The organism is Pseudomonas sp. CCNWLW23, from assembly GCF_037095675.1.
Taxonomy (GTDB): domain Bacteria; phylum Pseudomonadota; class Gammaproteobacteria; order Pseudomonadales; family Pseudomonadaceae; genus Aquipseudomonas; species Aquipseudomonas atacamensis.
In genome coordinates this window covers 1-23,174 of the sequence record NZ_JBAWKM010000016.1, presented here as the reverse complement: position 1 = coordinate 23,174, position 23,174 = coordinate 1, and the positions used below count along the sequence as shown (strand labels likewise).

General features: G+C 59.0%; 17 protein-coding genes. 7 read left to right on the top strand and 10 right to left on the bottom strand.

Annotated elements, in window-relative coordinates; translation table 11 throughout:
* Positions 1–12: 12 nt before the first annotated feature.
* Positions 13–2,160 carry a fatty acid oxidation complex subunit alpha FadB gene (gene fadB / locus V8J63_RS19450; protein ID WP_024013640.1) on the bottom strand — a complete coding sequence of 716 codons (2,148 nt, stop codon included), beginning with the start codon at positions 2,158–2,160 and terminating at the stop codon, positions 13–15.
* Positions 2,161–2,687: 527 nt separating this feature from the next.
* Positions 2,688–3,125 carry a hypothetical protein gene (locus V8J63_RS19445; protein ID WP_110603450.1) on the bottom strand — a complete coding sequence of 146 codons (438 nt, stop codon included), beginning with the start codon at positions 3,123–3,125 and terminating at the stop codon, positions 2,688–2,690.
* A gap of 103 nt (positions 3,126–3,228) precedes the next feature.
* On the opposite strand from V8J63_RS19445, the gene V8J63_RS19440 reads away from it, so the two are divergent.
* The gene (locus V8J63_RS19440; RefSeq protein WP_016775498.1) at positions 3,229–3,666 is read left to right on the top strand and encodes a universal stress protein; all 438 of its coding nucleotides are present in this window, start codon (positions 3,229–3,231) and stop codon (positions 3,664–3,666) included.
* 192 nt (positions 3,667–3,858) lie between these two features.
* Here the strand turns inward: V8J63_RS19440 and V8J63_RS19435 are convergent, their stop codons facing one another.
* Complete coding sequence (locus V8J63_RS19435; RefSeq protein WP_336464510.1) at positions 3,859–5,781, bottom strand: ATP-binding cassette domain-containing protein; 1,923 nt, start codon at positions 5,779–5,781, stop codon at positions 3,859–3,861.
* 214 nt (positions 5,782–5,995) lie between these two features.
* On the opposite strand from V8J63_RS19435, the gene V8J63_RS19430 reads away from it, so the two are divergent.
* Positions 5,996–7,924 (top strand): transglycosylase SLT domain-containing protein, encoded by a 1,929-nt coding sequence (locus V8J63_RS19430; RefSeq protein ID WP_016775500.1) that lies wholly within the window; start codon positions 5,996–5,998, stop codon positions 7,922–7,924.
* A gap of 105 nt (positions 7,925–8,029) precedes the next feature.
* Here the strand turns inward: V8J63_RS19430 and V8J63_RS19425 are convergent, their stop codons facing one another.
* Both V8J63_RS19425 and V8J63_RS19420 read right to left on the bottom strand, forming a co-directional pair.
* Entirely contained in the window at positions 8,030–9,058 is a 1,029-nt protein-coding gene (locus V8J63_RS19425; protein WP_336464509.1) for a Fic family protein, read from the bottom strand.
* A gap of 55 nt (positions 9,059–9,113) precedes the next feature.
* Positions 9,114–10,898: an ABC transporter transmembrane domain-containing protein gene (locus V8J63_RS19420; protein WP_336464508.1), complete on the bottom strand. Its 1,785-nt coding sequence runs from the start codon at positions 10,896–10,898 to the stop codon at positions 9,114–9,116.
* Between the two features lie 258 nt (positions 10,899–11,156).
* Here V8J63_RS19420 and V8J63_RS19415 point away from each other — a divergent pair, with 258 nt between their 5' ends.
* Positions 11,157–11,336, top strand: a complete 180-nt coding sequence (locus V8J63_RS19415; protein ID WP_016775501.1) for a PA1571 family protein — start codon at positions 11,157–11,159, stop codon at positions 11,334–11,336.
* A gap of 167 nt (positions 11,337–11,503) precedes the next feature.
* On the opposite strand, the gene pdxB is transcribed toward V8J63_RS19415, so the two are convergent.
* Positions 11,504–12,646 (bottom strand): 4-phosphoerythronate dehydrogenase PdxB, encoded by a 1,143-nt coding sequence (gene pdxB / locus V8J63_RS19410; RefSeq protein ID WP_197892835.1) that lies wholly within the window; start codon positions 12,644–12,646, stop codon positions 11,504–11,506.
* A 160-nt stretch (positions 12,647–12,806) separates the two neighbouring features.
* Here pdxB and V8J63_RS19405 point away from each other — a divergent pair, with 160 nt between their 5' ends.
* Positions 12,807–14,216, top strand: a complete 1,410-nt coding sequence (locus tag V8J63_RS19405; protein ID WP_122691337.1) for an MATE family efflux transporter — start codon at positions 12,807–12,809, stop codon at positions 14,214–14,216.
* A 47-nt stretch (positions 14,217–14,263) separates the two neighbouring features.
* Here the strand turns inward: V8J63_RS19405 and tusA are convergent, their stop codons facing one another.
* On the bottom strand, positions 14,264–14,512 hold the full coding sequence (gene tusA / locus V8J63_RS19400; RefSeq protein WP_016775503.1) for a sulfurtransferase TusA: 249 nt from the start codon (positions 14,510–14,512) through the stop codon (positions 14,264–14,266).
* A gap of 144 nt (positions 14,513–14,656) precedes the next feature.
* Positions 14,657–15,730 carry a 23S rRNA (cytidine(2498)-2'-O)-methyltransferase RlmM gene (gene rlmM / locus V8J63_RS19395; RefSeq protein ID WP_125927789.1) on the bottom strand — a complete coding sequence of 358 codons (1,074 nt, stop codon included), beginning with the start codon at positions 15,728–15,730 and terminating at the stop codon, positions 14,657–14,659.
* A 222-nt stretch (positions 15,731–15,952) separates the two neighbouring features.
* Between rlmM and acnA the strand changes: the two genes are divergently transcribed.
* Positions 15,953–18,694: an aconitate hydratase AcnA gene (gene acnA, locus V8J63_RS19390; protein ID WP_336464507.1), complete on the top strand. Its 2,742-nt coding sequence runs from the start codon at positions 15,953–15,955 to the stop codon at positions 18,692–18,694.
* 314 nt (positions 18,695–19,008) lie between these two features.
* Here the strand turns inward: acnA and V8J63_RS19385 are convergent, their stop codons facing one another.
* Positions 19,009–19,497, bottom strand: a complete 489-nt coding sequence (locus V8J63_RS19385) for an SRPBCC family protein (protein ID WP_016775506.1) — start codon at positions 19,495–19,497, stop codon at positions 19,009–19,011.
* A 176-nt stretch (positions 19,498–19,673) separates the two neighbouring features.
* Between V8J63_RS19385 and V8J63_RS19380 the strand changes: the two genes are divergently transcribed.
* Together V8J63_RS19380 and V8J63_RS19375 are read left to right on the top strand one after the other, a co-directional pair.
* Positions 19,674–20,588 (top strand): ADP-ribosylglycohydrolase family protein, encoded by a 915-nt coding sequence (locus V8J63_RS19380; RefSeq protein WP_336464506.1) that lies wholly within the window; start codon positions 19,674–19,676, stop codon positions 20,586–20,588.
* 40 nt (positions 20,589–20,628) lie between these two features.
* Positions 20,629–21,033, top strand: a complete 405-nt coding sequence (locus tag V8J63_RS19375) for a lysozyme inhibitor LprI family protein (RefSeq protein WP_024013653.1) — start codon at positions 20,629–20,631, stop codon at positions 21,031–21,033.
* 44 nt (positions 21,034–21,077) lie between these two features.
* Here V8J63_RS19375 and mrdA read toward each other — a convergent pair whose 3' ends face one another.
* Positions 21,078–22,970 (bottom strand): penicillin-binding protein 2, encoded by a 1,893-nt coding sequence (gene mrdA / locus V8J63_RS19370; protein ID WP_336464505.1) that lies wholly within the window; start codon positions 22,968–22,970, stop codon positions 21,078–21,080.
* Positions 22,971–23,174: the final 204 nt, after the last annotated feature.

The following is a 23,174-nucleotide window of genomic DNA, read 5'->3' as shown; positions in this document are numbered from 1 at the left end:
AGTTGGGGGCGCTTAACCGAAGAAGCTCTGGCCGTTCTTGGCCATTTCGCGCAGCTTCGCGGTCGGGTGGTACAGCGCGCCCAAATCAGCGTACTGGTCAGCCAGGGCAACGAACTCGGCGACACCGATCGAATCGATGTAGCGCAGCGCACCGCCACGGAATGGAGGGAAACCGATACCGTAGACCAGACCCATGTCGGCTTCGGCGGCGGTTTCAACGATGCCGTCTTCCAGGCAGCGCACGGTTTCCAGGCACAGCGGGATCATCATCCAGTTGATGATGTCTTCGTCAGTGACTTCGCGCTGCTCGTAAACGATCGGCTTGAGCACTTCGAGTACCGACGGATCGGCGACTTTCTTCTGCTTGCCTTTCTTGTCGGCCTCGTAGGCGTAGAAGCCCTTGCCGTTCTTCTGGCCCAGGCGTTTGGCTTCGTACAGCACGTCGATGGCCGAACGACGGTCATCCTTCATGCGATCCGGGAAACCTTCGGCCATCACGTCACGACCGTGGTGACCGGTATCGATGCCGACCACGTCCATCAGGTACGCAGGCCCCATCGGCCAGCCGAATTTTTCCATGACTTTGTCGATGCGGACGAAGTCGACACCGGCGCTGACCAGCTTGGCGAAACCGCCGAAGTACGGGAACAGCACGCGGTTGACCAAAAAGCCCGGGCAGTCGTTGACGACGATCGGGTTCTTGCCCATTTTCTTCGCGTAGGCAACTGTGGTGGCGATCGCCAGTTCGCTGGACTTCTCGCCACGGATCACTTCCACCAGCGGCATCATGTGCACCGGGTTGAAGAAGTGCATGCCGACAAAGTTTTCCGGACGCTTGAGCGCCTTGGCAAGCAGGCTGATGGAAATGGTCGAGGTGTTCGACGCGAGGATAGTGTCCTCTTTGACCTTGTCTTCGACTTCAGCCAGCACCGCTTGCTTGACCTTCGGGTTCTCGACCACAGCTTCGACAACCAGATCGACGTGACCGAAGTCGCCGTACGACAGCGTCGGACGAATGCCGTTGAGCACTTCAGCCATCTTCGCAGCGGTCATGCGACCCTTGTCAACGCGGCCGACCAGCAGCTTGGCGGCTTCGGCCAGACCCTGCTCGATACCGTGCTCGTTGATGTCCTTCATCAGGATCGGCGTGCCTTTGGAGGCCGACTGATAGGCGATACCGCCACCCATGATGCCGGCGCCCAGTACGGCAGCCTGCTTCACGTCTTTGGCGATTTCGTCGTAGGCCTTGGCCTTTTTCTTCAGTTCCTGATCGTTCAGGAACAGGCCGATCAGGCTCTGCGCAGCAGAGGTCTTGGCCAGTTTGACGAAGCCTGCTGCTTCCACTTCCAGCGCTTTGTCGCGACCGAAGTTCGCGGCTTTCTGGATGGTCTTGATCGCTTCAACCGGCGCCGGGTAGTTCGGACCGGCCTGGCCAGCCACGAAACCTTTGGCGGTTTCGAAAGCCATCATTTGCTCAATGGCGTTCAACTTGAGTTTTTCAAGTTTCGGCTGACGCTTGGCCTTGTAATCGAACTCGCCGGAGATGGCGCGCTTGATCAGCTCGAGGGCAGCTTCCTGCAATTTTTCAGGGGCGACTACGGCGTCGACGGCGCTGACTTTCAGCGCGTCTTCCGGGCGGTTTTCCTTGCCGGCGGCAATCCACTCGATGGCGTTGTCGACACCGATCAGGCGTGGCAGACGCACGGTACCGCCGAAGCCCGGGTAGATGCCCAGTTTGACTTCCGGCAGACCAATCTTGGCCTTGGTGGACATGACGCGATAGTCAGCCGCCAGGCACATTTCCAGACCGCCACCGAGGGCGATGCCGTTGATGGCCGCGACGGTTGGCACGTTGAGGTCTTCGAAATCGCTGAAGATCTTGTTGGCTTCGAGATTGCCAGCAACCAGCTCGGCATCCGGCAGCTTGAAGTTGTCGACAAATTCGGTGATGTCGGCGCCGACGATGAACACGTCCTTGCCGCTGCTGACGATCACGCCCTTGATCGAAGCATCTGCCTTGATGGTGTCTACGGCCTGACGCAGTTCGTTCAGGGTTAGACGGTTGAACTTGTTGACGGACTCACCCTTGAGGTCGAATTTCAATTCGACGATGCCACTTTCAAGAGCTTTAACCGTGATGGCTTTACCTTCGTAAATCATCAACTGATCTCCACGATATGGAAGCTGAACAGTACACGTCGGACGCAGGCTTATGGCTCAGAAGGACGCTTTGCTCGTCGATACTGACACCGTCCGCCTGGCACACCCGCCAACGCGATAGTCGGGATTCTGTAGGAGCAGTCTGTAAGACAAACGCTCAATTCATACGCCCGTTTGATTCGGGTACGTCACCTTCACGGAATTTCTGACAATTGTCAATCGCCCTAAATTCGGGCTGAAATGCGACTTTGCAGTCATTTCTGCACCATGATGAGCAGCAACACCCGTCTCGATGTTGAGCCATTCATAGAATCAATAGTTAGAAAAGTCGCCCTAATTTCCACTGGAGCCCTGTTCAGAAGGCTACGCTGGGTGGACTGCGAGGAAATTTGCCGGGGCGATCGAAGCGCCTGCCGCAAAAAAAGATTACCGGCCTGCCTGGCCAACCCGCCCGACGAATCATGTCGGGCTTTTTATTGCTCGTCTGCCAGACCTTCCACACCGTTGCAGTGAGAAAAGTCGCCGTTTCACGCCAGCGCTTTCAGCGTCGCGTCGATATCCTGCAGAACCGTCGCCTCGCCCTTCTCGCCCCAGTACAAGGCGATCATCTGCTTGTCCGCTTCGATCTTGAAAACATTCCCCGGCAATTTTTCGAAATAATCGAGCAGGGTCCGGTCATCGCAGACTTCTTGCCATTGATTGACCCACACGCCCGGGGTTTTCTGCCAGTAGGTCCAGCACGCCGGTTGACTGCCACGCCGCGGCCGGTGGAACTGGGCGCAGGGATTCGGCGGCTCCGGCAGCAGCCAGTGCGGCCACTCCTGCGGCGCCAGCTGCATCGCCAGGCCGATGCGTCGCGCCTCCATGCGCAGGGCCATGCGCCCGCTCTGCGTGCGCGATGGGCGCAACCATGCCAGTGGACTTAAAACTACCAGCAGGATTGACACCACCAGCCAGACCGTCATATCTGTACTCCCGATTTTTGATGAGCCCATTGTGTCACTTGCGAACCAATGCGCTTGAAACCAGCCATACTTACCAATATCGAACCCTCAGGAGGAGCACCTCATGCCCTACCACCACATACTGGTCGCCGTAGATCTGACCGAAGAGTGCGACCCTGTGATCCACCGCGCCCGCGAGCTGTCGGTGAGCAACGCTGCCAAGTTGTCGCTGGTGCATATCGTTGAACCAATGGCCATGGCCTTCGGTGGCGACGTGCCGATGGACCTGTCACAACTGCAACAACAGCAGTTCGATCAGGCCAAGGAGCGTCTTGAAAAACTCAAATCGAAATATCCAGAGCTTGAAGGCGCCAATTGCCATCTGACCTACGGCCAGCCCCGCCAGGAAATCCATCATTTTGCCAAGGAACAAGCGTGCGATCTGATCGTGGTCGGCAGTCACGGCCGTCATGGCCTGGCACTGCTGCTCGGCTCGACCGCGAATGATGTGCTGCACGGTGCGCCATGCGATGTACTGGCGGTGCACCTGGTCAAACGCTGATCTGTCTTGCAGTTTGTGGGAGCGAGCCTGCTCGCGAATACGTCGGCACATTCACTATGAGTGCTGCCTGACACACCGCGTTCGCGAGCAGGCTCGCTCCCACAGGTGACCTGTTCCAGCCGGCAGATCGCGTTACATATGAAAAGCCCGGCGCTCATCACTGAGCGCCGGGCTTTTTTACATCAGGAACAATCAGGCATCCAGCTCGGCCCAACGCTCCACCAACGCATCCAGCTCGGCCTGCAATTGCTCCAGCGAAGCAATCACTTTGGCCGTTTCCGCCGGCGGACGCTGGTAGAAACCGGCTTCAGCCATTTCCGCTTCAACCGCGGCGATCTGCTGCTCCTTGGCGTCGATGTCGCCCGGCAAGGCTTCCAGCTCGCGCTGCAGCTTGTAGCTCAGTTTCTTCTTGGCAACCGGAGCGGCAGCGGCAGGCACAGCCACCGGAGCCGGCTCAGCGGTAACCACCGCCGAATTCAGGTCAGCCTTGCCCGACTTGCTTTCAGTCACACCCAACAGACGCGGCGAGCCGCCCTGACGGATCCAGTCCTGATAGCCGCCGACATATTCACGAACCTTGCCTTCACCTTCGAAGACCAGGGTGCTGGTCACCACGTTATCGAGGAATGCCCGGTCGTGGCTGACCATCAGCACGGTGCCGTTGAAGGTCAGCAGCACTTCTTCGAGCAGCTCGAGGGTTTCCACATCGAGGTCGTTGGTCGGTTCGTCGAGTACCAGCAGGTTCGCCGGTTTGCTGAACAGCTTCGCCAGCAACAGACGCGCACGCTCGCCACCGGACAACGCCTTGACCGGCGTGCGTGCACGCTGCGGGCTGAACAGGAAGTCGCCGAGATAGCTCAGCACATGGCGGCTCTGCCCGTCGATGTCGATGAAGTCGCGACCTTCGGCGACGTTGTCGATCACGGTTTTTTCCAGATCCAGCTGATGGCGCAACTGGTCGAAGTAGGCGACGTCGATACGCGTGCCCTCTTCCACTTTGCCGCTGGTCGGTTGCAGACCGCTGAGCATCAGTTTCAACAGAGTGGTCTTGCCGGTACCGTTAGCACCGAGCAAACCGATACGGTCGCCGCGCTGCAGGACCATGGAGAAATCCTTGATCAGGAACGGCCCGCCCGGATGCGCGAAGCTCACGTTCTCGAGGACCATCACCTGCTTGCCGGATTTGTCGGCGGTTTCCAGCTGGATGTTGGCCTTGCCGGTACGCTCGCGACGCTCACTGCGCTCAACGCGCAGGGCTTTCAGAGCGCGCACGCGACCTTCGTTACGAGTGCGGCGGGCCTTGATGCCCTGACGGATCCACACCTCTTCCTGAGCCAGACGCTTGTCGAACAGCGCGTTGGCAGTTTCTTCAGCGGCCAGCGCGGCTTCTTTGTGCACGAGGAAACTGGCGTAGTCGCTGTTCCAGTCGATCAGGCCGCCGCGATCCAGTTCGAGGATGCGCGTGGCGAGGTTTTGCAGGAAGGAACGGTCGTGCGTGATGAACAGCACGGCGCCCTGGAAATCTTTCAGCGCTTCTTCGAGCCAGGCAATCGCACCGATGTCCAGGTGGTTGGTCGGTTCGTCGAGCAGCAGCAGGTCCGGTTCGGACACGAGCGCCTGCGCCAGCAGCACGCGACGACGCCAGCCGCCGGACAACTCGGCGAGGGTCTTGTCGGCCGGCAGTTGCAGGCGGCTCAGGGTGCTGTCGACCAGCGTCTGCAAGCGCCAGCCGTCACGGGCTTCGAGGTCGTGCTGAACGTGCATCAGCTTGTCCAGATCGGCGTCGGTGACGATGTTCTGGCTCAGGTGATGGTATTCGGCGAGCAAGGCGCCAACACCATCGAGGCCTTCAGCGACCACGTCGAATACCGTCCGGTCGTCGGCCACTGGCAATTCTTGCGGCAATTCGCCGATTTTCAGACCGGGGGCACGCCACACCGAGCCGTCATCGGGCTTCTGGTCGCCCTTGACCAGTTTCATCATGCTGGACTTGCCAGTGCCGTTGCGACCGATGATGCACACCCGCTCACCACGGGCGATCTGCCAGGACACCTTGTCCAACAACGGCATAGCGCCGAACGCAAGGGACACATCGCTGAATTTGAGCAGGGTCATGAGCTTCTCCAAAAACCGGGCGCGCATTCTACCTGACTTGAGGCTTGAGCAGGCCGGCAATTTGTCTGCCGAAGCACTCTGCACAACATTTGTTGCGAACTTGTGCAGCGAGGCTCGCAAAGCTTTCACCGCTTGCTGGCAAAAGGCTAAGCTACAGGCAATTCAGTGCGGATTTCGATCGGCACTTGTCATGATTTCTCTGCCCGGATGTCTCATGCGCAGTCGCCTTTTCAGTGTTTTGTCCTGCTTGTTTCTTACCGCCACTGCCGCTCAATCCGTCCAGGCGGTGGACTTGTCCACCCAACGCCAGTATTACGATGAAGCCAAGCGCGCCTTGGCCAAGGGTGATACCGGCCCGTATTTCCGTTACAGCCAGGCTCTGGCCGATTATCCGCTGGAACCGTATCTGGCCTACGACGAACTGACCGCGCGCCTGAAGACGGCGAGCAACGCCGAGATCGAAAAATTCCTCGCCGAACACGGTGATTTGCCGCAGGCCAATTGGATGAAACTGCGCTGGTTGCGCTGGCTCGCCGACCGTGGCGACTGGGCGACCTTCGTCAAGTATTACGATCCGAAGCTGAATTTCACCGAACTGGACTGCCTCAACGCGCAGTACCAGATCAGCCACGACAAGAAAGCCGAAGGGTATGCCAGTGCGGAAAAACTCTGGCTGACCGGCAAATCGCAACCGGCCGCCTGTGACGCGCTGTTCGGCATCTGGGCTGCCGACGGCCAGCTTACCGAGCAGAAACGCTGGGAGCGCACCAAACTTGCCGCGCAGGCCCGCAACTATCCGCTGGCCAACAGCCTGATCAACGGCCTCACCACCCTCGCCCCGCGCGGTCGCTTGCTGGTCGACGTGGCGCAGAAACCCGAACTGCTCAACCAGCCGTCGCGCTTCACCCCGGCCGACGAGCCGATGTCAGACGTCGTCAGCCTCGGCCTGCGCCGCCTCGCTCGGCAGGATCCGGACAAGGCCATGGCTTTGCTCGACGGTTACGCCAGCAGCATGCATTTCTCTCGTGATGAAAAAGTCGCGATTGCTCGCGAGATCGGCCTGACCCTTGCGCGCCGCTTCGACAGCCGCGCGCTGGATGTCATGACCAAATACGATCCGGAGCTGCGCGACAACACCGTCTCGGAATGGCGCCTGCGCCTGCTCTTGCGTCTGGCACGCTGGAATGATGCCTATGAGCTGACCAAACGTCTGCCGCAAGACCTGGCCACCACCAACCGTTGGCGCTACTGGCAGGCGCGCAGCCTGGAACTGGCCGAGCCACAAAACCCGCAAGCGCTGACCCTGTACAAGAATCTGGCGCGGGAACGAGACTTCTACGGCTTCCTCGCCGCAGACCGTTCACAATCGCCTTACTCGCTGAACAACAAACCGCTGGTGCTCAGCCAGGCGCTGATCAACAAGGTCCGCAACACCCCCGGCGTACGTCGCGCGCTGGAGTTTCATGCACGCGGGCAGATCGTCGATGGGCGTCGCGAGTGGTATCACGTCAGCCGTCATTTCAACCGCGATGAAATGGTCGCCCAGGCCAAACTGGCCTACGACCTGAAATGGTACTTCCCGGCGATTCGCACCATCAGTCAGGCGCAATACTGGGACGATCTGGACATCCGCTTCCCGATGGCGCACCGCGATACCCTCGTGCGTGAGGCCAAGGTGCGCGGCCTGCATTCGAGCTGGGTGTTCGCCATCACCCGGCAGGAAAGCGCCTTCATGGACGACGCGCGCTCCGGCGTCGGCGCCAGCGGCCTGATGCAATTGATGCCCGGCACGGCCAAGGAAACCGCGCGCAAGTTCAGCATCCCACTGGCCTCACCGCAGCAAGTGCTCGATCCGGACAAGAACATTCAGCTCGGCGCCGCTTACCTCAGCCAGGTGCACAGCCAGTTCAACGGCAACCGCGTGCTCGCCTCCGCCGCTTACAACGCCGGGCCGGGCCGCGTGCGTCAGTGGCTGCGCGGCGCTGATCACCTGAGTTTCGACGTCTGGGTGGAAAGCATCCCGTTCGACGAAACCCGTCAATACGTGCAGAACGTGTTGTCCTACTCGGTGATCTACGGCCAGAAGCTCAACTCGCCGCAACCGCTGGTGGATTGGCATGAGCGGTATTTTGATGATCAGTAACGGGTAATGCCGGTTACGTAGAAGCCACCGAAGACAGCGATCTTTTGATCTGGTTCAACAAAAATGCCCGCACTGCAATACGGGCATTTTTTTAGCGCAGCAGATCTATCTTTTCGCCTGCACGACCTTGAGCTTGCCCTCTTCTGTGAGCAGGTATTTCTGAACGGGACTGTTCGGACTTTGAGGATCCGTCATTTCGACCAATCCCGCTGCCAGTGCCGGTTTAAGGTAGTTGGATCTAAATGTCGCCTTATGTGTAAGACCCAATTCGCCCATTAGCTCACTGGTTTTCAGCGCCCGGTTTTGCAACGTTAGCAAAAGCCTCTTTACTGGGTCGGTTACTGGGTCGGTTACTGGGTCGGTCACAGACTCGCTTTCGACGGCTTCGCGCAGTGCAAGACTCAACGCGTGGAGCATGAATTCAACAAACGGCGTCGATTCTGCCATCCGGTCCGCCGTCGAGAGCGCAGCGTAATAGGCGTCCTGTTGATCCCGGATAACCGCCTCAACTGGCAAGTAGGCAAGCACCGGTCGCCACTGGCTGAGAATCAGAGTTTGCCAGAGACGCCCCATCCTCCCATTTCCATCCGCGAAAGGATGAATAAACTCGAATTCGTAATGGAAGACACAACTGATGATCAACGGATGCCAATCAGATGAGCCAAGCCATGCCAAGAGGTCATCGACCAGATGCGCAATCCGGCTCGGGGGCGGCGCCATATGCACCAACTGATCGCCTCGATAGATGCCAACGCCCGTACGGCGTAATTGCCCACTATCTTTTATCAAACCGTGCATCAATAACTCATGGGCTCGCAACAGATCAGGCTTGCTGCCCGGATTCCAGGTCGGCATCGACTCATACGCCGCAAAAGCGTTGTGAACTTCCTGTATATCCTTGGGCAACCCCAGGACTCGACGCCCGGCAATGACCGCAGTGACCTGTTCAACACTCAATGTATTGTTTTCGATAGCCAGCGAAGCCTGAATCGTACGGATTCGATTGCTTCGACGCAGCTGAGGCGTCTGCCGACTATCGTCCACAGCCAAGAGCTGACCTATCTGTTCGCTGATTTCGGCGATCAGCGTAATCATTCGTGCAGTCAAGGTCAGCGGCGGCTGATAACGACTCATATCCTCATCCTGAAATCATGCAGTTCGTAATGATGCCCGATGTTGGCGCCATGCATCAGTTCTGTTTAGTCGCCTCATAACCATCATTAAACTGCAACGCCGCCAGCCGCGCGTACAGCGGGTTGCTGGCGATCAATTGCTGATGTGTCCCCACCGCCACCAGCTTGCCTTGATCCATCACTGCAATTCGATCAGCGTTCTTCACCGTGGCCAGTCGGTGCGCGATGACCAACGTGGTGCGGTTTTCCATCAGCGTTGGCAGGGCCTGCTGGATCAGATGCTCGCTCTGTGCGTCGAGGGCGCTGGTAGCTTCGTCCAACAGCAGGATCGGCGCGTCTACCAGCAAGGCGCGGGCAATGGCCAGACGTTGGCGCTGACCGCCGGACAACCCGAGGCCGCCGTCGCCGAGATGAGTCTGGTAACCATCTGGCATTTGTTCGATGAAGTCGTGGGCGTGGGCAATCCGCGCAGCCTCCTTGACCTGTTCAAGCGTGGCCGTCGGGCAGCCGTAGCGGATGTTGTCCTCCACACTGCCGAAGAACAATGCAGGGGTTTGCGAGACCAGGGCGAAACAGCGGCGCAGATCCAGCGGGTCAAGGCTGGTCAGCGGCACGCCATCGAGGAGAATCCGGCCCTCGCGCGGATCGTAAAAGCGCAGTAACAAGTCGTAGACCGTGGACTTGCCCGCGCCCGACGGCCCCACCAACGCCAGGGTTTCGCCCGCCCTCACCGTCAGACTCAAGCCATCAACGGCGTAGCTTTGCGGACGCGACGGGTAGGAAAAACGCACGTCGCGCAGTTCAAGTTCTCCTTTGACTCGCGCTGGCAGAGTGACCAGTCCGGTCGACGGTGGCTGGATGATGTTTTCCGAGCGCAGCAATTCCGCGATGCGTTCAGCGGCACCCGCAGCGCGTTGCAGTTCGCCGATCACTTCGCTCAGCGTGCCGAACGCGCTGCCGACAATCAGGCTGTAGAAAACGAATGCCGCCAGCTCGCCGGCCGAGATACGCCCGGCCATTACGTCCATGCCGCCGACCCACAACATCACCGCCACCGCGCCAAGCACCAGCACGATCACCAAAGTGATCAGCCACGCTCGCTGGAAGATCCGTTTGCGCGCGGTTTCGAACGCCTGCTCGACGGTCGAAGCGAAACGCTGCTCGTCCTGAACCTGGTGGTTGTAGGCTTGCACGGTTTTGATCTGGCCGAGGGTTTCCGACGCATAGCTGCCAATGTCGGCGATACGGTCCTGGCTCTGGCGCGACAGATTGCGCACACGGCGGCCGAAAATCAGGATTGGCGCGATCACCAGCGGCAGTGCAATCACGACAATGCTGGTCAACTTCGGATTGGTGATGAACAGCAGCACTACACCACCGATGACCATCAGCAGATTGCGCAGGAACAGCGAGAGTGACGAGCCGATCACCGATTGCAGCAGCGTGGTGTCAGCGGTCAGGCGCGACTGGATTTCCGTGCTGCGGTTGTCCTCATAAAAGCCCGGATGCAGATACACCAGGTGATTGAACACCTGACGGCGAATGTCGGCGACCACGCGCTCGCCTATCCACGACACCAGATAGAAACGGGCAAAGGTGCCCAGCGCCAGCCCGAGCACCAGCAACATGAAAATGCCGATGGACTGATTGAGCAGATGCGGCGAACGGGTCATGAAACCCTGGTCTACCAACAACTTGATGCCCTGCCCCATCGACAGGGTAATGCCGGCGGTGACGATCAGCGCGAGTAGAGCGCCGAAGGCATGCCAGCGGTACGGCAGGAGAAAATGACTGGTCAGGCGCAGGGCGCGCCGGTGTCGGGAAGAAAGCATGGAGATCATGGAGTTCACGTCTGCGCAGATGGATCGGGCCAGCCTACAGACTCAGATGGGGTGGAACTCTGTAAATCACAATGAGTCAGGTTAAATATGCCCGGGATGTCCGGATGCTAGAAACGATTGGTCTAAGGTTGCGGTTGAGACGAGCGGTCATTTCTGTTTGAGTAGAGATGCCGCCCGCCGACAGACCGCAGGGAGTTGTCACAGCCTGGTCACGTGGCGGTTTTAACTTAGGCACACAACCTGATGAGGAGACAGGCCATGTCCTTGCAACACAGCAGCGAAGACAAGATTGAAGTGATGCGCACCAAACCCGGTCAGTCTCTGGGTTGCTCGATTATCGATGAGCAGGGCCGCGAAGTACCGATCACTGAAGACATGATCCAGGACGCTTGCCGCGAACTGGAGAAGCGATTGGTCAAGCCTGCCGAACAAGAGTGATGTAGCCACCGTCTTCCTGACCCGGCCCTGATTGGCCGGGTTTTTTATATCTGCAATTCGGGATTGGTGGTGTGGCTTTCGCGAGCAGGCTCGCTCCCACCTTTAACTTTGCTGCACTGTAGATCCCCTGTGGGAGCGAGCCTGCTCGCGAAAAGGCCAGCGCTGATTCAGACAGCCACCGCCCCCAGCGCCTCAACAATCTGCCGCAACCCCGGCGCATCACCTTGGATTCGCACCTTCAGCCCTTCGATCTCGCGTCGCACCGGATATTGCTTGCGCAACACGTCAAACGCCGCTCGCTGCTCGGCGACATTCCCCACCAGACTGCGGCGGAAATCCGCATCATCACGGCGTGGGTCATATACGCCCCGGCACAACATCGCCAGCGCCCATGCCGGATCGCTGTCACCGTGCAGGGAAACTTCCGACAACCAGGTTGCTGGCAGCAGATCACTGAGCGCGATAGCCGCAGGTTGGCCAATGAAAGCGCAGTAGGCCTGATAGATCTGCGCGGTCCCGCGTTGCTTGCCGTCGAGGCTGTAACCGGCAATATGGGGCGTGGCCAATACGCAGAGCTCGGCCAGCGCAGGGTCGACTTCCGGCTCCTTCTCCCAGACGTCGAGCACCGCTTGCAGGTCCTCGCGCTCCAGCAGCACCTCACGTAGCGCAACGTTATCCACCACAGGGCCGCGCGCCGCGTTGATCAACCATGCACCCTGCTTGAGTTGCTGCATACGCTGTTGATCGAACAGGTGCCAGGTTGCAGAGTCGCCGCTGCGGGTCAATGGCGTATGCAGACTGATCACGTCGCACTGTTCGATGATCTGCTCGAGGCTGACATATTCGCCGCCCTCGGCAGCCTGACGCGGCGGATCGCAAACCTTGACGTTCCAGCCCAGGCCCTTGAGGACCTTGATCAAGCGCCCCCCCACTTCACCGGCGCCGACGACGCCGTAAGTGCGCTGAGTCAGATCCGCGCCTTCGATTTCGGCCAGCGTCATCAGACTGCCCAGTACGTAGTCGACTACACCACGGGCATTGCAACCCGGCGCGCTCGACCAGCAGATCCCGGCCTCGTTGAAGTAATCGAGATCCAGATGATCGGTGCCGATGGTGCAGGTGCCGACAAAGCGCACCTTGCTGCCTTCAAGCAGCGCGCGATTGACGTTGGTCACCGAACGCACCAGCAACACATCGGCGTGCTCGACCGTCGCGCGGTCAATGGAGCGGCCCGGCACTCGGCGGATGTCACCGAAACCGGCAAAAAAGGCATCGAGCAGCGGGATATTTTCGTCGGCAACAATCAGCATGGCGGGCTCCTTGGGCGGATCGGCAGTTTAGGTGCTGACGCGTCGATCAGCCAGCAGGGTTTGCGCTTACAAATACGCAACAGAGGATATTTCCTGACCGAGGCGTCAGCGGCGTAGAATGCGCCGCTCTGCGCATCAATACTTTCTGGACGCTTTGCCTGTGAACCCTGTAACTGACCAACCTGTCGCCGTCTCGCTGAGCCGCCCTGCGCGGATTCGCCTGGAGTTGAAAAACCTGCTCGCCCTCGCCCTGCCGATCATCATCGCGCAACTGGCGACCACGGCGATGGGCTTCGTCGATGCGGTGATGGCCGGGCGCGTCGGGCCCAAGGACCTGGCGGCAGTGGCACTGGGCAACTCGATCTGGGTCCCGGTGTTTCTGTTGATGACCGGCACCCTGCTGGCCACCACACCAAAAGTCGCCCAGCGTTTCGGCGCCGGCAAGCACAGCGAGATCGGCCCGATCGTGCGTCAGGCGTTGTGGCTGGCATTGGTAGTCGGATTGATCGCCACCTCGATGCTGATCGCCGCCGAGCCGGTGCTGCATCTGATGAAAGTCGATCCCGAGTTGATCGGCCCGTGCATGCAATATCTGCACGGCATCGCCAGCGGCTTGCCGGCGGTGGCCTTCTATCACGTGCTGCGCTGCACCAGCGACGGCATCGGCCGCACCCGCCCGGCCATGGTGCTGGGCCTGTGCGGTCTGGCATTGAACATCCCGTTGAACTACATCTTCATTTATGGCCACTTCGGCGTGCCGGCCATGGGCGGCGTCGGCTGCGGCTGGGCCACGGCAATCGTGATGTGGGTGATGGCGCTGGGCCTGGCCGGCTACGAACGCTGGGCACCAGCCTATCGCTCAAGCGAACTGTTCAGCCGTTTCGACTGGCCGCAGTGGACGGTGATCAAACGTCTGCTGTCGATTGGTTTGCCGATCGGCATCGCGGTGTTTGCCGAGTCGAGCATCTTCGCTGTGATCGCCCTGCTGATCGGCAGCCTCGGCGCGACGGTGGTGGCCGGGCATCAGATCGCGCTGAACGTCAGCTCGCTGGTGTTCATGATCCCGTACTCGCTGGGCATGGCGGTTACCGTGCGTGTCGGCCAGGCGCTGGGCCGCGAGGAACCGCGTGAGGCGCGTTTTGCCGCTGGAGTCGGCATGGGCACGGCGCTGGCCTACGCCTGCCTGTCGGCGAGCCTGATGCTGGCGCTGCGCGAGCCGATTGCGGCGATCTATACCGCTGATCCAACGGTGATTCACATTGCGGCGATGCTGATTGTCTATTCAGCGCTGTTCCAGTTTTCCGATGCGATCCAGGTGACTGCGGCAGGCGCACTGCGTGGTTATCAGGATACTCGGGTGACGATGATCCTGACCCTGTTCGCCTACTGGGGGATTGGTTTGCCGGTCGGTTATGCGCTGGGCCTGACCGATTGGCTCGGCGAGCCACGCGGTCCGAGCGGTTTGTGGCAGGGTTTGATTGTCGGCTTAAGCTGCGCAGCGTTGATGCTGTCGATTCGTCTGACACGCAGTGCGCGCAAGCGGATTCGAATCAGTCGTTCGGCGGGTTGATCACCCATAAAAAAGACCTGCATTTGCAGGTCTTTTTTTTCCCAGAATCAGGACTTCTTACGAATCCAGTACAGATAGGTGCCGGCCTCTTCGTGCTGGCTGACCAGTTCATGGTCAAGAAACACGCAGAACTTGGGGATATCGCGCTTGGTCGAGGGATCGGTGGCGATCACCTTGAGCAGGCCGCCGGGCACCAGATCGCGGATGTGCTGGTGCAGCATCATCACCGGTTCCGGGCAATTGAGGCCGGTGGCGTCGAGGGTGCCGTCGACCGGGGTATCGATCATTTCACTCATGGTTCACTCCAGAAACTGGCCGGCATTGTCGCGCATTGCTTGGGATATCGTCCAACCCATGTGGGAGCGAGCCTGCTCGCGAAGGCAATCCGTCAGCCCCACCGCTTTCGCGAGCAGGCTCGCTCCCGCAGGTTCAGTGTTGTGTCAGCGCGATTTGGTTTTTCTGCTGTCGTGCCGGCGCAGATGGCAAGTCACTTCCTCGCGGTCGTGATACAGCTGCTTGCAGCCGATATCAACTTTGATCCCACGTGCCTTGAATCCATCGGCAATGCGCTCGAGCAGACGTTTCACTTCGGCATAACGCTGCTTCATCGGCAGCTTCAGGTTGACCACTGCTTCGCGGCAATGTCCTTCGCCGATCCACTCTTCCAGCATCGCCGCGTTGCGCGCCGGTTTCTCGACAATGTCGCAAACCATCCAGTCCACCGGCTGCTTCGGCTTGAAGGTAAAACCGTCCGCCATCAGATGCTGGACCAGCCCGGTTTCCATCAGGCTTTCAGCCATCGGGCCGTTGTCGATCGCCGTCACCAGCATGCCCCGGTTGACCAGTTGCCAGGTCCAGCCGCCCGGCGCGGCGCCAAGGTCAACGCCGGTCATGTCGCTGTGCAGGCGATCTTCCCACTGATCACGTGGAATGAAGTGGTGCCACGCCTCCTCCAGCTTCAAGGTCGAACGGCTGGGCGCCTCGCGGGGAAACTTCAGGCGCGGAATGCCCATCGGCCACATTGCCGAATTGCCGGCATCGGCCATGCCTAGAAACACCTCGCGTCCGCTTTTGAAGGTCAGCAACAAACGCGGCTTGCTGGCGTCTTCCACCAGTTTGCCAGCGGCGGTCAGCGCCTTGCGCAGCGGGCCTTCGAACTTTTTGCAGAAATTCGACAGTTCCTTGCCGTCATTGGTATCGACCACTTCCAGCCACAGACTGCCAAACACCGGGAAATCGGCCATGTGCGCGAGGATTACGCTGATGCGATCGTTTTCCGGCAGATCAATGAAAAAGCCGCGCGCCCACTGCCGAGGGAAGATCAATTCGGCGAAACGCTGACCGCGCATCAGGCGTTCGGCGCCGTCGGCTTCGGTGCAGACAAACTCGGCGCAGGCCGTGGCGGTCTTGGCTTTGGCGTAACCGGCGACATTGAGACGGGCGGCGAGATCGGAAATCTCCGAACAGACTTCGCCTTCGAAGCCGGGCCGGCAATGCATGAATAGGGTGTTCATTCTTACTCCTGGGCAGCGGTCGATCATTCGGCCGCTGCGCGATGCTCAAGCCTTGCGTTGCCGCAATGCCTGTCACGAAAACCGGCGCATGATAGCTGAAGTCGGAACCTTGGTTCCGCTCATACAGTCCAGTTATTAGCCAGCTACTCAAAACAGGGCTAGGTTTAATGCTCTGCCCGTCCCCTCAGTCCGTAGCCGTGCGGACTCAAAGGAGTGATCGTAATGCCGTCCCTCGATAGTCTGAAGTCACTGAAAACCCTACAAATCGACGCCACGACCTACCACTATTTCAGCCTGCCGGAAGCCGCCAAAAGCCTGGGTGACCTCGACAGGCTGCCGATGTCGTTGAAAGTCCTGCTGGAAAATCTGCTGCGCTGGGAGGACGAAAAAACTGTCACCGGCGCCGACCTGAAAGCCATCGCCGCCTGGCTCAAGGAGCGCCGCTCTGATCGGGAAATCCAGTACCGCCCTGCCCGTGTATTGATGCAGGATTTTACCGGCGTCCCCGCCGTGGTCGATCTCGCCGCCATGCGTGCGGCAATGGCCAAGGCCGGCGGCGATCCGCAGCGGATCAATCCGTTGTCGCCGGTGGATCTGGTGATCGACCACTCGGTGATGGTCGACAAGTTCGCCAGCGCCAGTGCGTTCGAACAGAACGTCGACATCGAAATGCAACGCAACGGCGAGCGCTATGCCTTCCTGCGCTGGGGCCAGAGTGCGTTCGATAACTTCAGCGTGGTCCCGCCGGGTACCGGCATCTGCCACCAGGTCAACCTTGAGTACCTCGGCCGCACCGTTTGGACCAAAGACGAGGATGGCCGCACCTACGCGTTCCCCGACACGCTGGTCGGCACCGACTCCCACACCACCATGATCAACGGTCTCGGCGTGCTCGGCTGGGGCGTGGGCGGGATCGAAGCGGAAGCGGCGATGCTTGGGCAACCGGTGTCGATGCTGATTCCGGAAGTGATCGGCTTTAAACTCACCGGCAAGCTCAAGGAAGGAATCACCGCCACCGATCTGGTGCTGACCGTAACGCAGATGCTGCGCAAGAAAGGCGTGGTCGGCAAATTCGTCGAATTCTATGGCGACGGCCTCGCCGACCTGCCATTGGCCGACCGCGCAACCATCGCCAACATGGCCCCGGAATACGGTGCGACATGCGGTTTCTTCCCGGTCGACGATGTCACGCTGGAATACCTGCGCCTGTCCGGCCGGCCGCCGGAAGTGGTGAAGCTGGTCGAGGCCTACACCAAGGCTCAAGGCCTGTGGCGTCTGCCGGGTCAGGAACCGGTGTTCACCGACAGCCTGGCCTTGGACATGGGCAGCGTCGAGGCAAGCCTGGCCGGACCGAAACGTCCGCAGGATCGCGTCTCCCTGCCGAACGTCGCGCAGGCCTTCAGTGATTTCATCGACCTGCAATTCAAACCCACCAGCAAGGAAGAAGGACGCCTGGAAAGCGAGGGCGGTGGCGGCGTGGCGGTGGGCAACGCCGATCTGGTGGGCGAAGCGGACTACGAATACGAGGGCAAGACCTATCGCCTGAAAAACGGTGCCGTGGTCATCGCCGCGATCACTTCCTGCACCAACACTTCCAACCCGAGCGTGATGATGGCGGCAGGGTTGCTGGCGAAGAAAGCCGTCGAGAAAGGCCTGACGCGCAAACCTTGGGTGAAGAGTTCATTGGCGCCGGGTTCGAAAGTCGTCACCGATTATTACAAGGCTGCCGGACTGACACAGTACCTTGATCAGCTCGGGTTTTCGTTGGTCGGCTACGGTTGCACCACCTGCATCGGCAACTCCGGGCCACTGCCGGAGCCGATCGAGAAAGCCATTCAGAAAGCCGATCTGACCGTCGCGTCGGTCTTGTCCGGCAACCGCAACTTCGAAGGTCGCGTACACCCACTGGTGAAAACCAACTGGCTGGCCTCGCCTCCGCTGGTCGTCGCTTACGCATTGGCGGGCAGCGTGCGCACCGATATCAGCAGCGAACCGTTGGGCGAGGATCAGCAGGGCAATCCGGTGTACCTGCGTGATATCTGGCCGAGCAGCCGGGAAATCGCCGAGGCGGTGAATCAGGTCAATACGGCGATGTTCCACAAGGAATACGCCGAAGTGTTTGCCGGTGATGAGCAATGGCAGGCCATCGAGGTGCCGCAAGCGGCCACTTACGTCTGGCAGGACGATTCGACCTACATTCAGCATCCACCTTTCTTCGACGACATTTCCGGACCTCTGCCGGAAGTGAAAGACGTCAAAGGTGCGCGGGTCTTGGCTTTGCTCGGCGATTCAGTGACCACCGACCATATCTCCCCCGCCGGCAACATCAAGATCGACAGCCCGGCCGGGCGGTATCTGCAGGAAAAAGGCGTCGAGCCGCGCGACTTCAACTCCTACGGTTCCCGTCGCGGCAATCATGAAGTGATGATGCGCGGCACGTTTGCCAACATCCGTATTCGCAACGAGATGCTTGGGGGCGAGGAAGGTGGCAACACCATTTACATTCCCACCGGGGAAAAAATGGCGATCTATGATGCGGCGATGCAATATCAGGCTTCGGGTACGCCGCTGGTGGTGATTGCCGGTCAGGAGTACGGCACCGGGTCGAGCCGTGACTGGGCGGCGAAAGGCACCAATCTGCTGGGCGTCAAAGCGGTGATTGCGGAGAGTTTCGAACGTATTCACCGCTCGAATCTGGTCGGGATGGGTGTGCTGCCGTTGCAGTTCAAGCTTGATCAGAACCGCAAGAGTCTCAATCTGACCGGCAAAGAGACGTTCGAGATTCTGGGATTGACCGGCGTCGAGCTAAGGCCGCGGATGAACCTGCCGCTGGTTATCACTCGCGAGGATGGGCGTCAGGAGAGAATCGAAGTCTTGTGCCGGATTGATACGCTGAATGAGGTCGAGTACTTCAAATCCGGCGGGATTCTGCATTATGTGTTGCGGCAGTTGATTGCTTCGTGACGGGGTGACATTCGCCCAGGCTGTGATCTTTTTGACTTGGCTTTCAAAAGCAGGATCAAAAGATCGCAGCCTTCGGCGGCTCCTGCATTCAGGCGAAAAAAAACCCGCCGAAGCGGGTTTTTCCCAAGACCATTATCGACTCCCTGTCGGCAGCGATCCTTGCGATGGTCGATCGTCCATGATCCTGAAACACTCCCTGTGTCTCAGTTGATGTGTGTAGATTACCCAGTGGATCCAATCAGCAATAGTCGTAAAAGCTACCAACACGTGTAAGACATTCGCCATACAAACACTTCCGAAAACCCTTAGACCCGTCAGGCACCGCCGCTTTCACGAGCCCTGGCGCTTTCGGCGAGAAACTGTTCAAGCCTGCTCAACTGCTCCTCCCAGCCGCGACTGTCCATGTAATACGCCTCTTTCTGACGGATATCAGGGATGTGCGCGAAGCCGGATTCCGAGACCTTGAGTAGAGTGCCGTCTTCGAAGTCCTGCAATTCGAACTTGACCAGCGTGGTCGGCTCTTGTGAGTAGTCGATCTTCGGGTTGACCGCATACGGGTGCCAGCGGAAAGAAAACAACTGCTGCGGCTCGACCCGCTCGATCAGCACATTCCACAATACGTGTTCATAACCGGGGTAAGTGACCTGACCCTGCGTCCACTCGCCGGCAATGAAACGCCGGCCCTCGAGCGCCACGCCAAACCACTGGCCAAACGCCTCCGCATCGACCAATGCACGCCAGACATGGGAACGCGACGCCTTGAGCGTGATCTTGCGTTCGAAACTGTTAGGTACTGGTTTCATACGTCACCTCCTGTTCTGAACACTAGGCTTGTATGACCACATGTCCAATGCGAAGTTGTATCGAAGCGCTGCAGCCACCGATTCGAGCGGACACATTCTGCGGTAGTTTGCGCTCTGTGATCGGCGCCGCATGACCTGTTATCTTGCCAGCGAATCCGCAGAAACAAGGACGAATCATGCAGCCTTCTCTCGCCGATCGGTATCGCGGCGCCCTCCTCGGCCTGGCTTGCGGCGATGCGGTCGGCACAACAGTTGAGTTCCAGCCGCGAGGATCATTCCAGCCGCTGAGCGACATGGTCGGCGGTGGCCCGTTCCAGCTCAAGCCAGGGCAATGGACCGATGACACTTCAATGGCAATGTGCTTGGCCGAGAGCCTGCTGCGCAAAAACGGCTTCGACGCGGCTGATCAGATGGGCCGCTATCTCAATTGGTGGAAATGGGGATACCTGAGCTCCACCGGCGAATGTTTCGACATTGGCATGACCGTCAGCCAGGCGCTGGAACAGTATCAGCGAACCGGGGAGCCTTTCGCAGGGTCGACTGACCCGTTGACTGCTGGTAACGGGTCGCTGATGCGGTTGGCACCAGTCGTGCTGTTTTATTTTCCGGACGCTGGACAGATCCAGATCCACGCTGCCGGCAGTTCGCGCACAACCCATGCGGCGCCGGAGGCAATCGAGTGCTGCCAATTGCTGGCTGATCTGATTGCACGAGCGCTTGAGGGTGCGGAGAAAACACAGCTTCGCCGGGCGCCACTGCTCAAGCTTTCCCAGCCCAAGGTGGTTGCGATTGCTCAGGGTGAGTACCTTCACAAAGCGGAAACTGAAATAAAAGGCAGTGGCTATAGCGTCCAATCGCTGGAAGCCGCTTTGTGGTGCTTTCACCATACGCAGACATTCGCCGAAGCGGTGTTGAAAGCAGCCAATCTCGGTGATGATGCGGATACAACGGCTGCTATCGTGGGTCAGTTGGCAGGTGCTTACTACAGCGCTCGGGCGATCCCCGAACACTGGCTGGAGCAGTTGCATGAAGGCGAGGAAATCACGGCCACTGCGGATCGCTTGCTTGAGGCGTCCCGGCTACGTACATAACAATCGATACACCCTTTCCACTCGAGATAGCGAGAACCTTATGTCAGTGCGTTTGCTTCTGGCCTCTGTGCCTTTTTTGTTTGCCCCTTTCGCCCATGCCGCCGTTGATTGCACCAACGCCAGCGATCAGGCGACGATGAATCAATGCGCGGGGCAAGCGTTCAAAGCGGCAGACAAGGAACTGAATACGCTCTATCAGCAGATCACCGGACGCCTGAAGGACAACCCGGACGGAAAGAAGCTGTTGGTCAACGCGCAGCGGGCGTGGGTCAGCTTCCGGGATGCCGAGTGCAAGTTTTCGGCTTCTGGGGTGGACGGCGGCAGTGTTTATCCATTGGTTTACAGTAGTTGTCTCACAGCCGTAACCAAGGCCAGAGTAGAAACCCTCAAGCAGTATTTGAAATGTGAGGAAGGTGATATGAGTTGCCCGGTACCCGGTGCGTAATCACAGGCTCCGCTTACGGAGCCTGTGCTGTGAACCGTTACGCCTCAGACGTGAGGATCGCCCGGCGCTTTGCTCGGCGCTGCGTATTGCGGCTTGAGGTGGCCATCCTGATCGAGTAACCAGGCGTCCATGATCTGCCGCACTACTGGACCGGCAACACGACCACCCGCCTCGCCGTTTTCGATCATTACCGAGATGGCGATCTTCGGATGCTCGGCCGGTGCAAATCCTACAAACAGGGCGTTGTCACGGTGGCGCTCGAGGGTTTTCTCACGGTTGTAGCGCTCACCCTGCTTGATCGCCACCACTTGCGCCGTACCACTCTTGCCAGCGATGCGGTATTGCGCCCCCGCAGCCGCCGCTCGTGCGATGCCTCGAGCATCGTGCATGACCATCTGCATACCGTGGTTGACCTGCTCCCAATCCCGCGGATCCTTGAGCAGAATGTTCGGCATCGGGTGCTCGTCAACCGGCGCTACACCGTCGACCGACTTGGCCAGGTGCGGCCGATTCCATATCCCTTTGTTGGCAATCAGTGCCGTGGCTTGGGCCAATTGCAGTGGTGTGACCTGCATGTAGCCCTGGCCGATGCCGAGAATAACTGTCTCGCCGGGATACCAGGCCTGTCGCCGAGTAGCGCGTTTCCACGCTTGCGATGGCATCAGACCAGGCGACTCTTCAAACATGTCCAGCGAGACTTTTTTACCAAGGCCGAACATCGCCATGTAGTCGTGCAGACGATCAATGCCAAGCTTGTGCGCCAGATCATAGAAGTAGGTGTCGTTGGAACGCATGATCGCCGCGTCCATGTCCACCCAACCATCACCACTGTGGTTCCAGTTGCGATACTTGTGATCGAAGTCCGGTAATTGGTAGTAGCCGGGATCGTATACGCGGGTCTGCGGGGTCACGACGCCGGCGTCCAGACCAGCGATGGCGACTTCCGGTTTGATCGTCGAGCCTGGGGCGTACAGGCCACGCAATACGCGGTTGAACAATGGCCGATCGATGGAATCTCGCAGCGCTGAATATTCCTTCGAACTGATCCCGGTGACGAACAGATTCGGATCGAAACTCGGATTGCTGACCATCGCCAGCACTTCTCCAGTGGACGGGTCGAGAGCTACCACTGAACCACGACGGTCGCCCAAAGCGGCTTCGGCAGCTTCTTGCAGCTTGACATCGAGGCTCAGGACGATGTTCTTGCCTGGCACCGGATCGGTGTGCTTGAGTACCCGTAGCACACGGCCTTGAGCATTGGTTTCGACTTCTTCGTAACCGACATGGCCGTGCAACTGCGCTTCATAAAAACGCTCGATACCGGTTTTACCAATGGACTGCGTACCTCGGTATTCCACGGAGTCGAGAGTTTTCGATTCTTTTTCGTTGATCCGACCGACATAACCGATCGAATGGGCGAAATGTGCGCCCAGGGGATAGTGCCGGACAAACTGCGGCTCGACATCAATGCCCGGCAAGCGAAACTCGTTAACCGCCAGGACGGCAATCTGCTCTTCCGTCAGCTCATAAAACAGGGTGACCGGTGTGAACGGATGCCGGGATTGCTTCATCGCCTTGTCGAACACCGTGCGGTCTTCAGCAGGCAAGTGCAGCAAGTTGATGACTTCGTCCAATTCTTGATTGACGTCGGTGGCACGCTCACGGGTGATGGTCAGGTTGTAGCTGGGGCGATTGTCGGCGAGCAACACACCGTTGCGGTCGTAGATCAATCCACGCGTCGGCGGTATCGGGAGGACATGGACGCGATTGTTTTCGGAGATGGTCGAGTGATAGTCGAATTCCACGACCTGGAGGATGTACAGGCGCACCACCAGAGCGCAGCTGATGGCGAAGACAAACAGAGCGCAGGCGATCAATCGTTTGTTGACCAGCCGCGTCTCTTTTTCATGATCCTTGATCGGGATTGGTTCAGGCATTTCTACAGCAACTCTTTGACATAAATGAGTGCCGATCCGTGGGCAGGACATCAGTCCGTTAAAAAACGAGCTGCACCATACCAAAACTCGCCATCCACTTCAGGATGAATTTCCCCGATGGCAGGCCGAAAACTTTCTCGCAGGCAAAACAAAACCCCAACTGCTTTCGCAATTGGGGTTTCGGAATTTAATCTTGACGATGAC

Bases quoted from the DNA above. Each gene is read 5' to 3' on its own strand.
- fadB (WP_024013640.1), bottom strand. From the start codon at position 2,160: ATGATTTACGAAGGTAAAGCCATCACGGTTAAAGCTCTTGAAAGTGGC.
- V8J63_RS19445 (WP_110603450.1), bottom strand. From the start codon at position 3,125: ATGACGGTCTGGCTGGTGGTGTCAATCCTGCTGGTAGTTTTAAGTCCA.
- V8J63_RS19440 (WP_016775498.1), top strand. From the start codon at position 3,229: ATGCCCTACCACCACATACTGGTCGCCGTAGATCTGACCGAAGAGTGC.
- V8J63_RS19435 (WP_336464510.1), bottom strand. From the start codon at position 5,781: ATGACCCTGCTCAAATTCAGCGATGTGTCCCTTGCGTTCGGCGCTATG.
- V8J63_RS19430 (WP_016775500.1), top strand. From the start codon at position 5,996: ATGCGCAGTCGCCTTTTCAGTGTTTTGTCCTGCTTGTTTCTTACCGCC.
- V8J63_RS19425 (WP_336464509.1), bottom strand. From the start codon at position 9,058: ATGAGTCGTTATCAGCCGCCGCTGACCTTGACTGCACGAATGATTACG.
- V8J63_RS19420 (WP_336464508.1), bottom strand. From the start codon at position 10,898: ATGATCTCCATGCTTTCTTCCCGACACCGGCGCGCCCTGCGCCTGACC.
- V8J63_RS19415 (WP_016775501.1), top strand. From the start codon at position 11,157: ATGTCCTTGCAACACAGCAGCGAAGACAAGATTGAAGTGATGCGCACC.
- pdxB (WP_197892835.1), bottom strand. From the start codon at position 12,646: ATGCTGATTGTTGCCGACGAAAATATCCCGCTGCTCGATGCCTTTTTT.
- tusA (WP_016775503.1), bottom strand. From the start codon at position 14,512: ATGAGTGAAATGATCGATACCCCGGTCGACGGCACCCTCGACGCCACC.
- rlmM (WP_125927789.1), bottom strand. From the start codon at position 15,730: ATGAACACCCTATTCATGCATTGCCGGCCCGGCTTCGAAGGCGAAGTC.
- acnA (WP_336464507.1), top strand. From the start codon at position 15,953: ATGCCGTCCCTCGATAGTCTGAAGTCACTGAAAACCCTACAAATCGAC.
- V8J63_RS19385 (WP_016775506.1), bottom strand. From the start codon at position 19,497: ATGAAACCAGTACCTAACAGTTTCGAACGCAAGATCACGCTCAAGGCG.
- V8J63_RS19380 (WP_336464506.1), top strand. From the start codon at position 19,674: ATGCAGCCTTCTCTCGCCGATCGGTATCGCGGCGCCCTCCTCGGCCTG.
- V8J63_RS19375 (WP_024013653.1), top strand. From the start codon at position 20,629: ATGTCAGTGCGTTTGCTTCTGGCCTCTGTGCCTTTTTTGTTTGCCCCT.
- mrdA (WP_336464505.1), bottom strand. From the start codon at position 22,970: ATGCCTGAACCAATCCCGATCAAGGATCATGAAAAAGAGACGCGGCTG.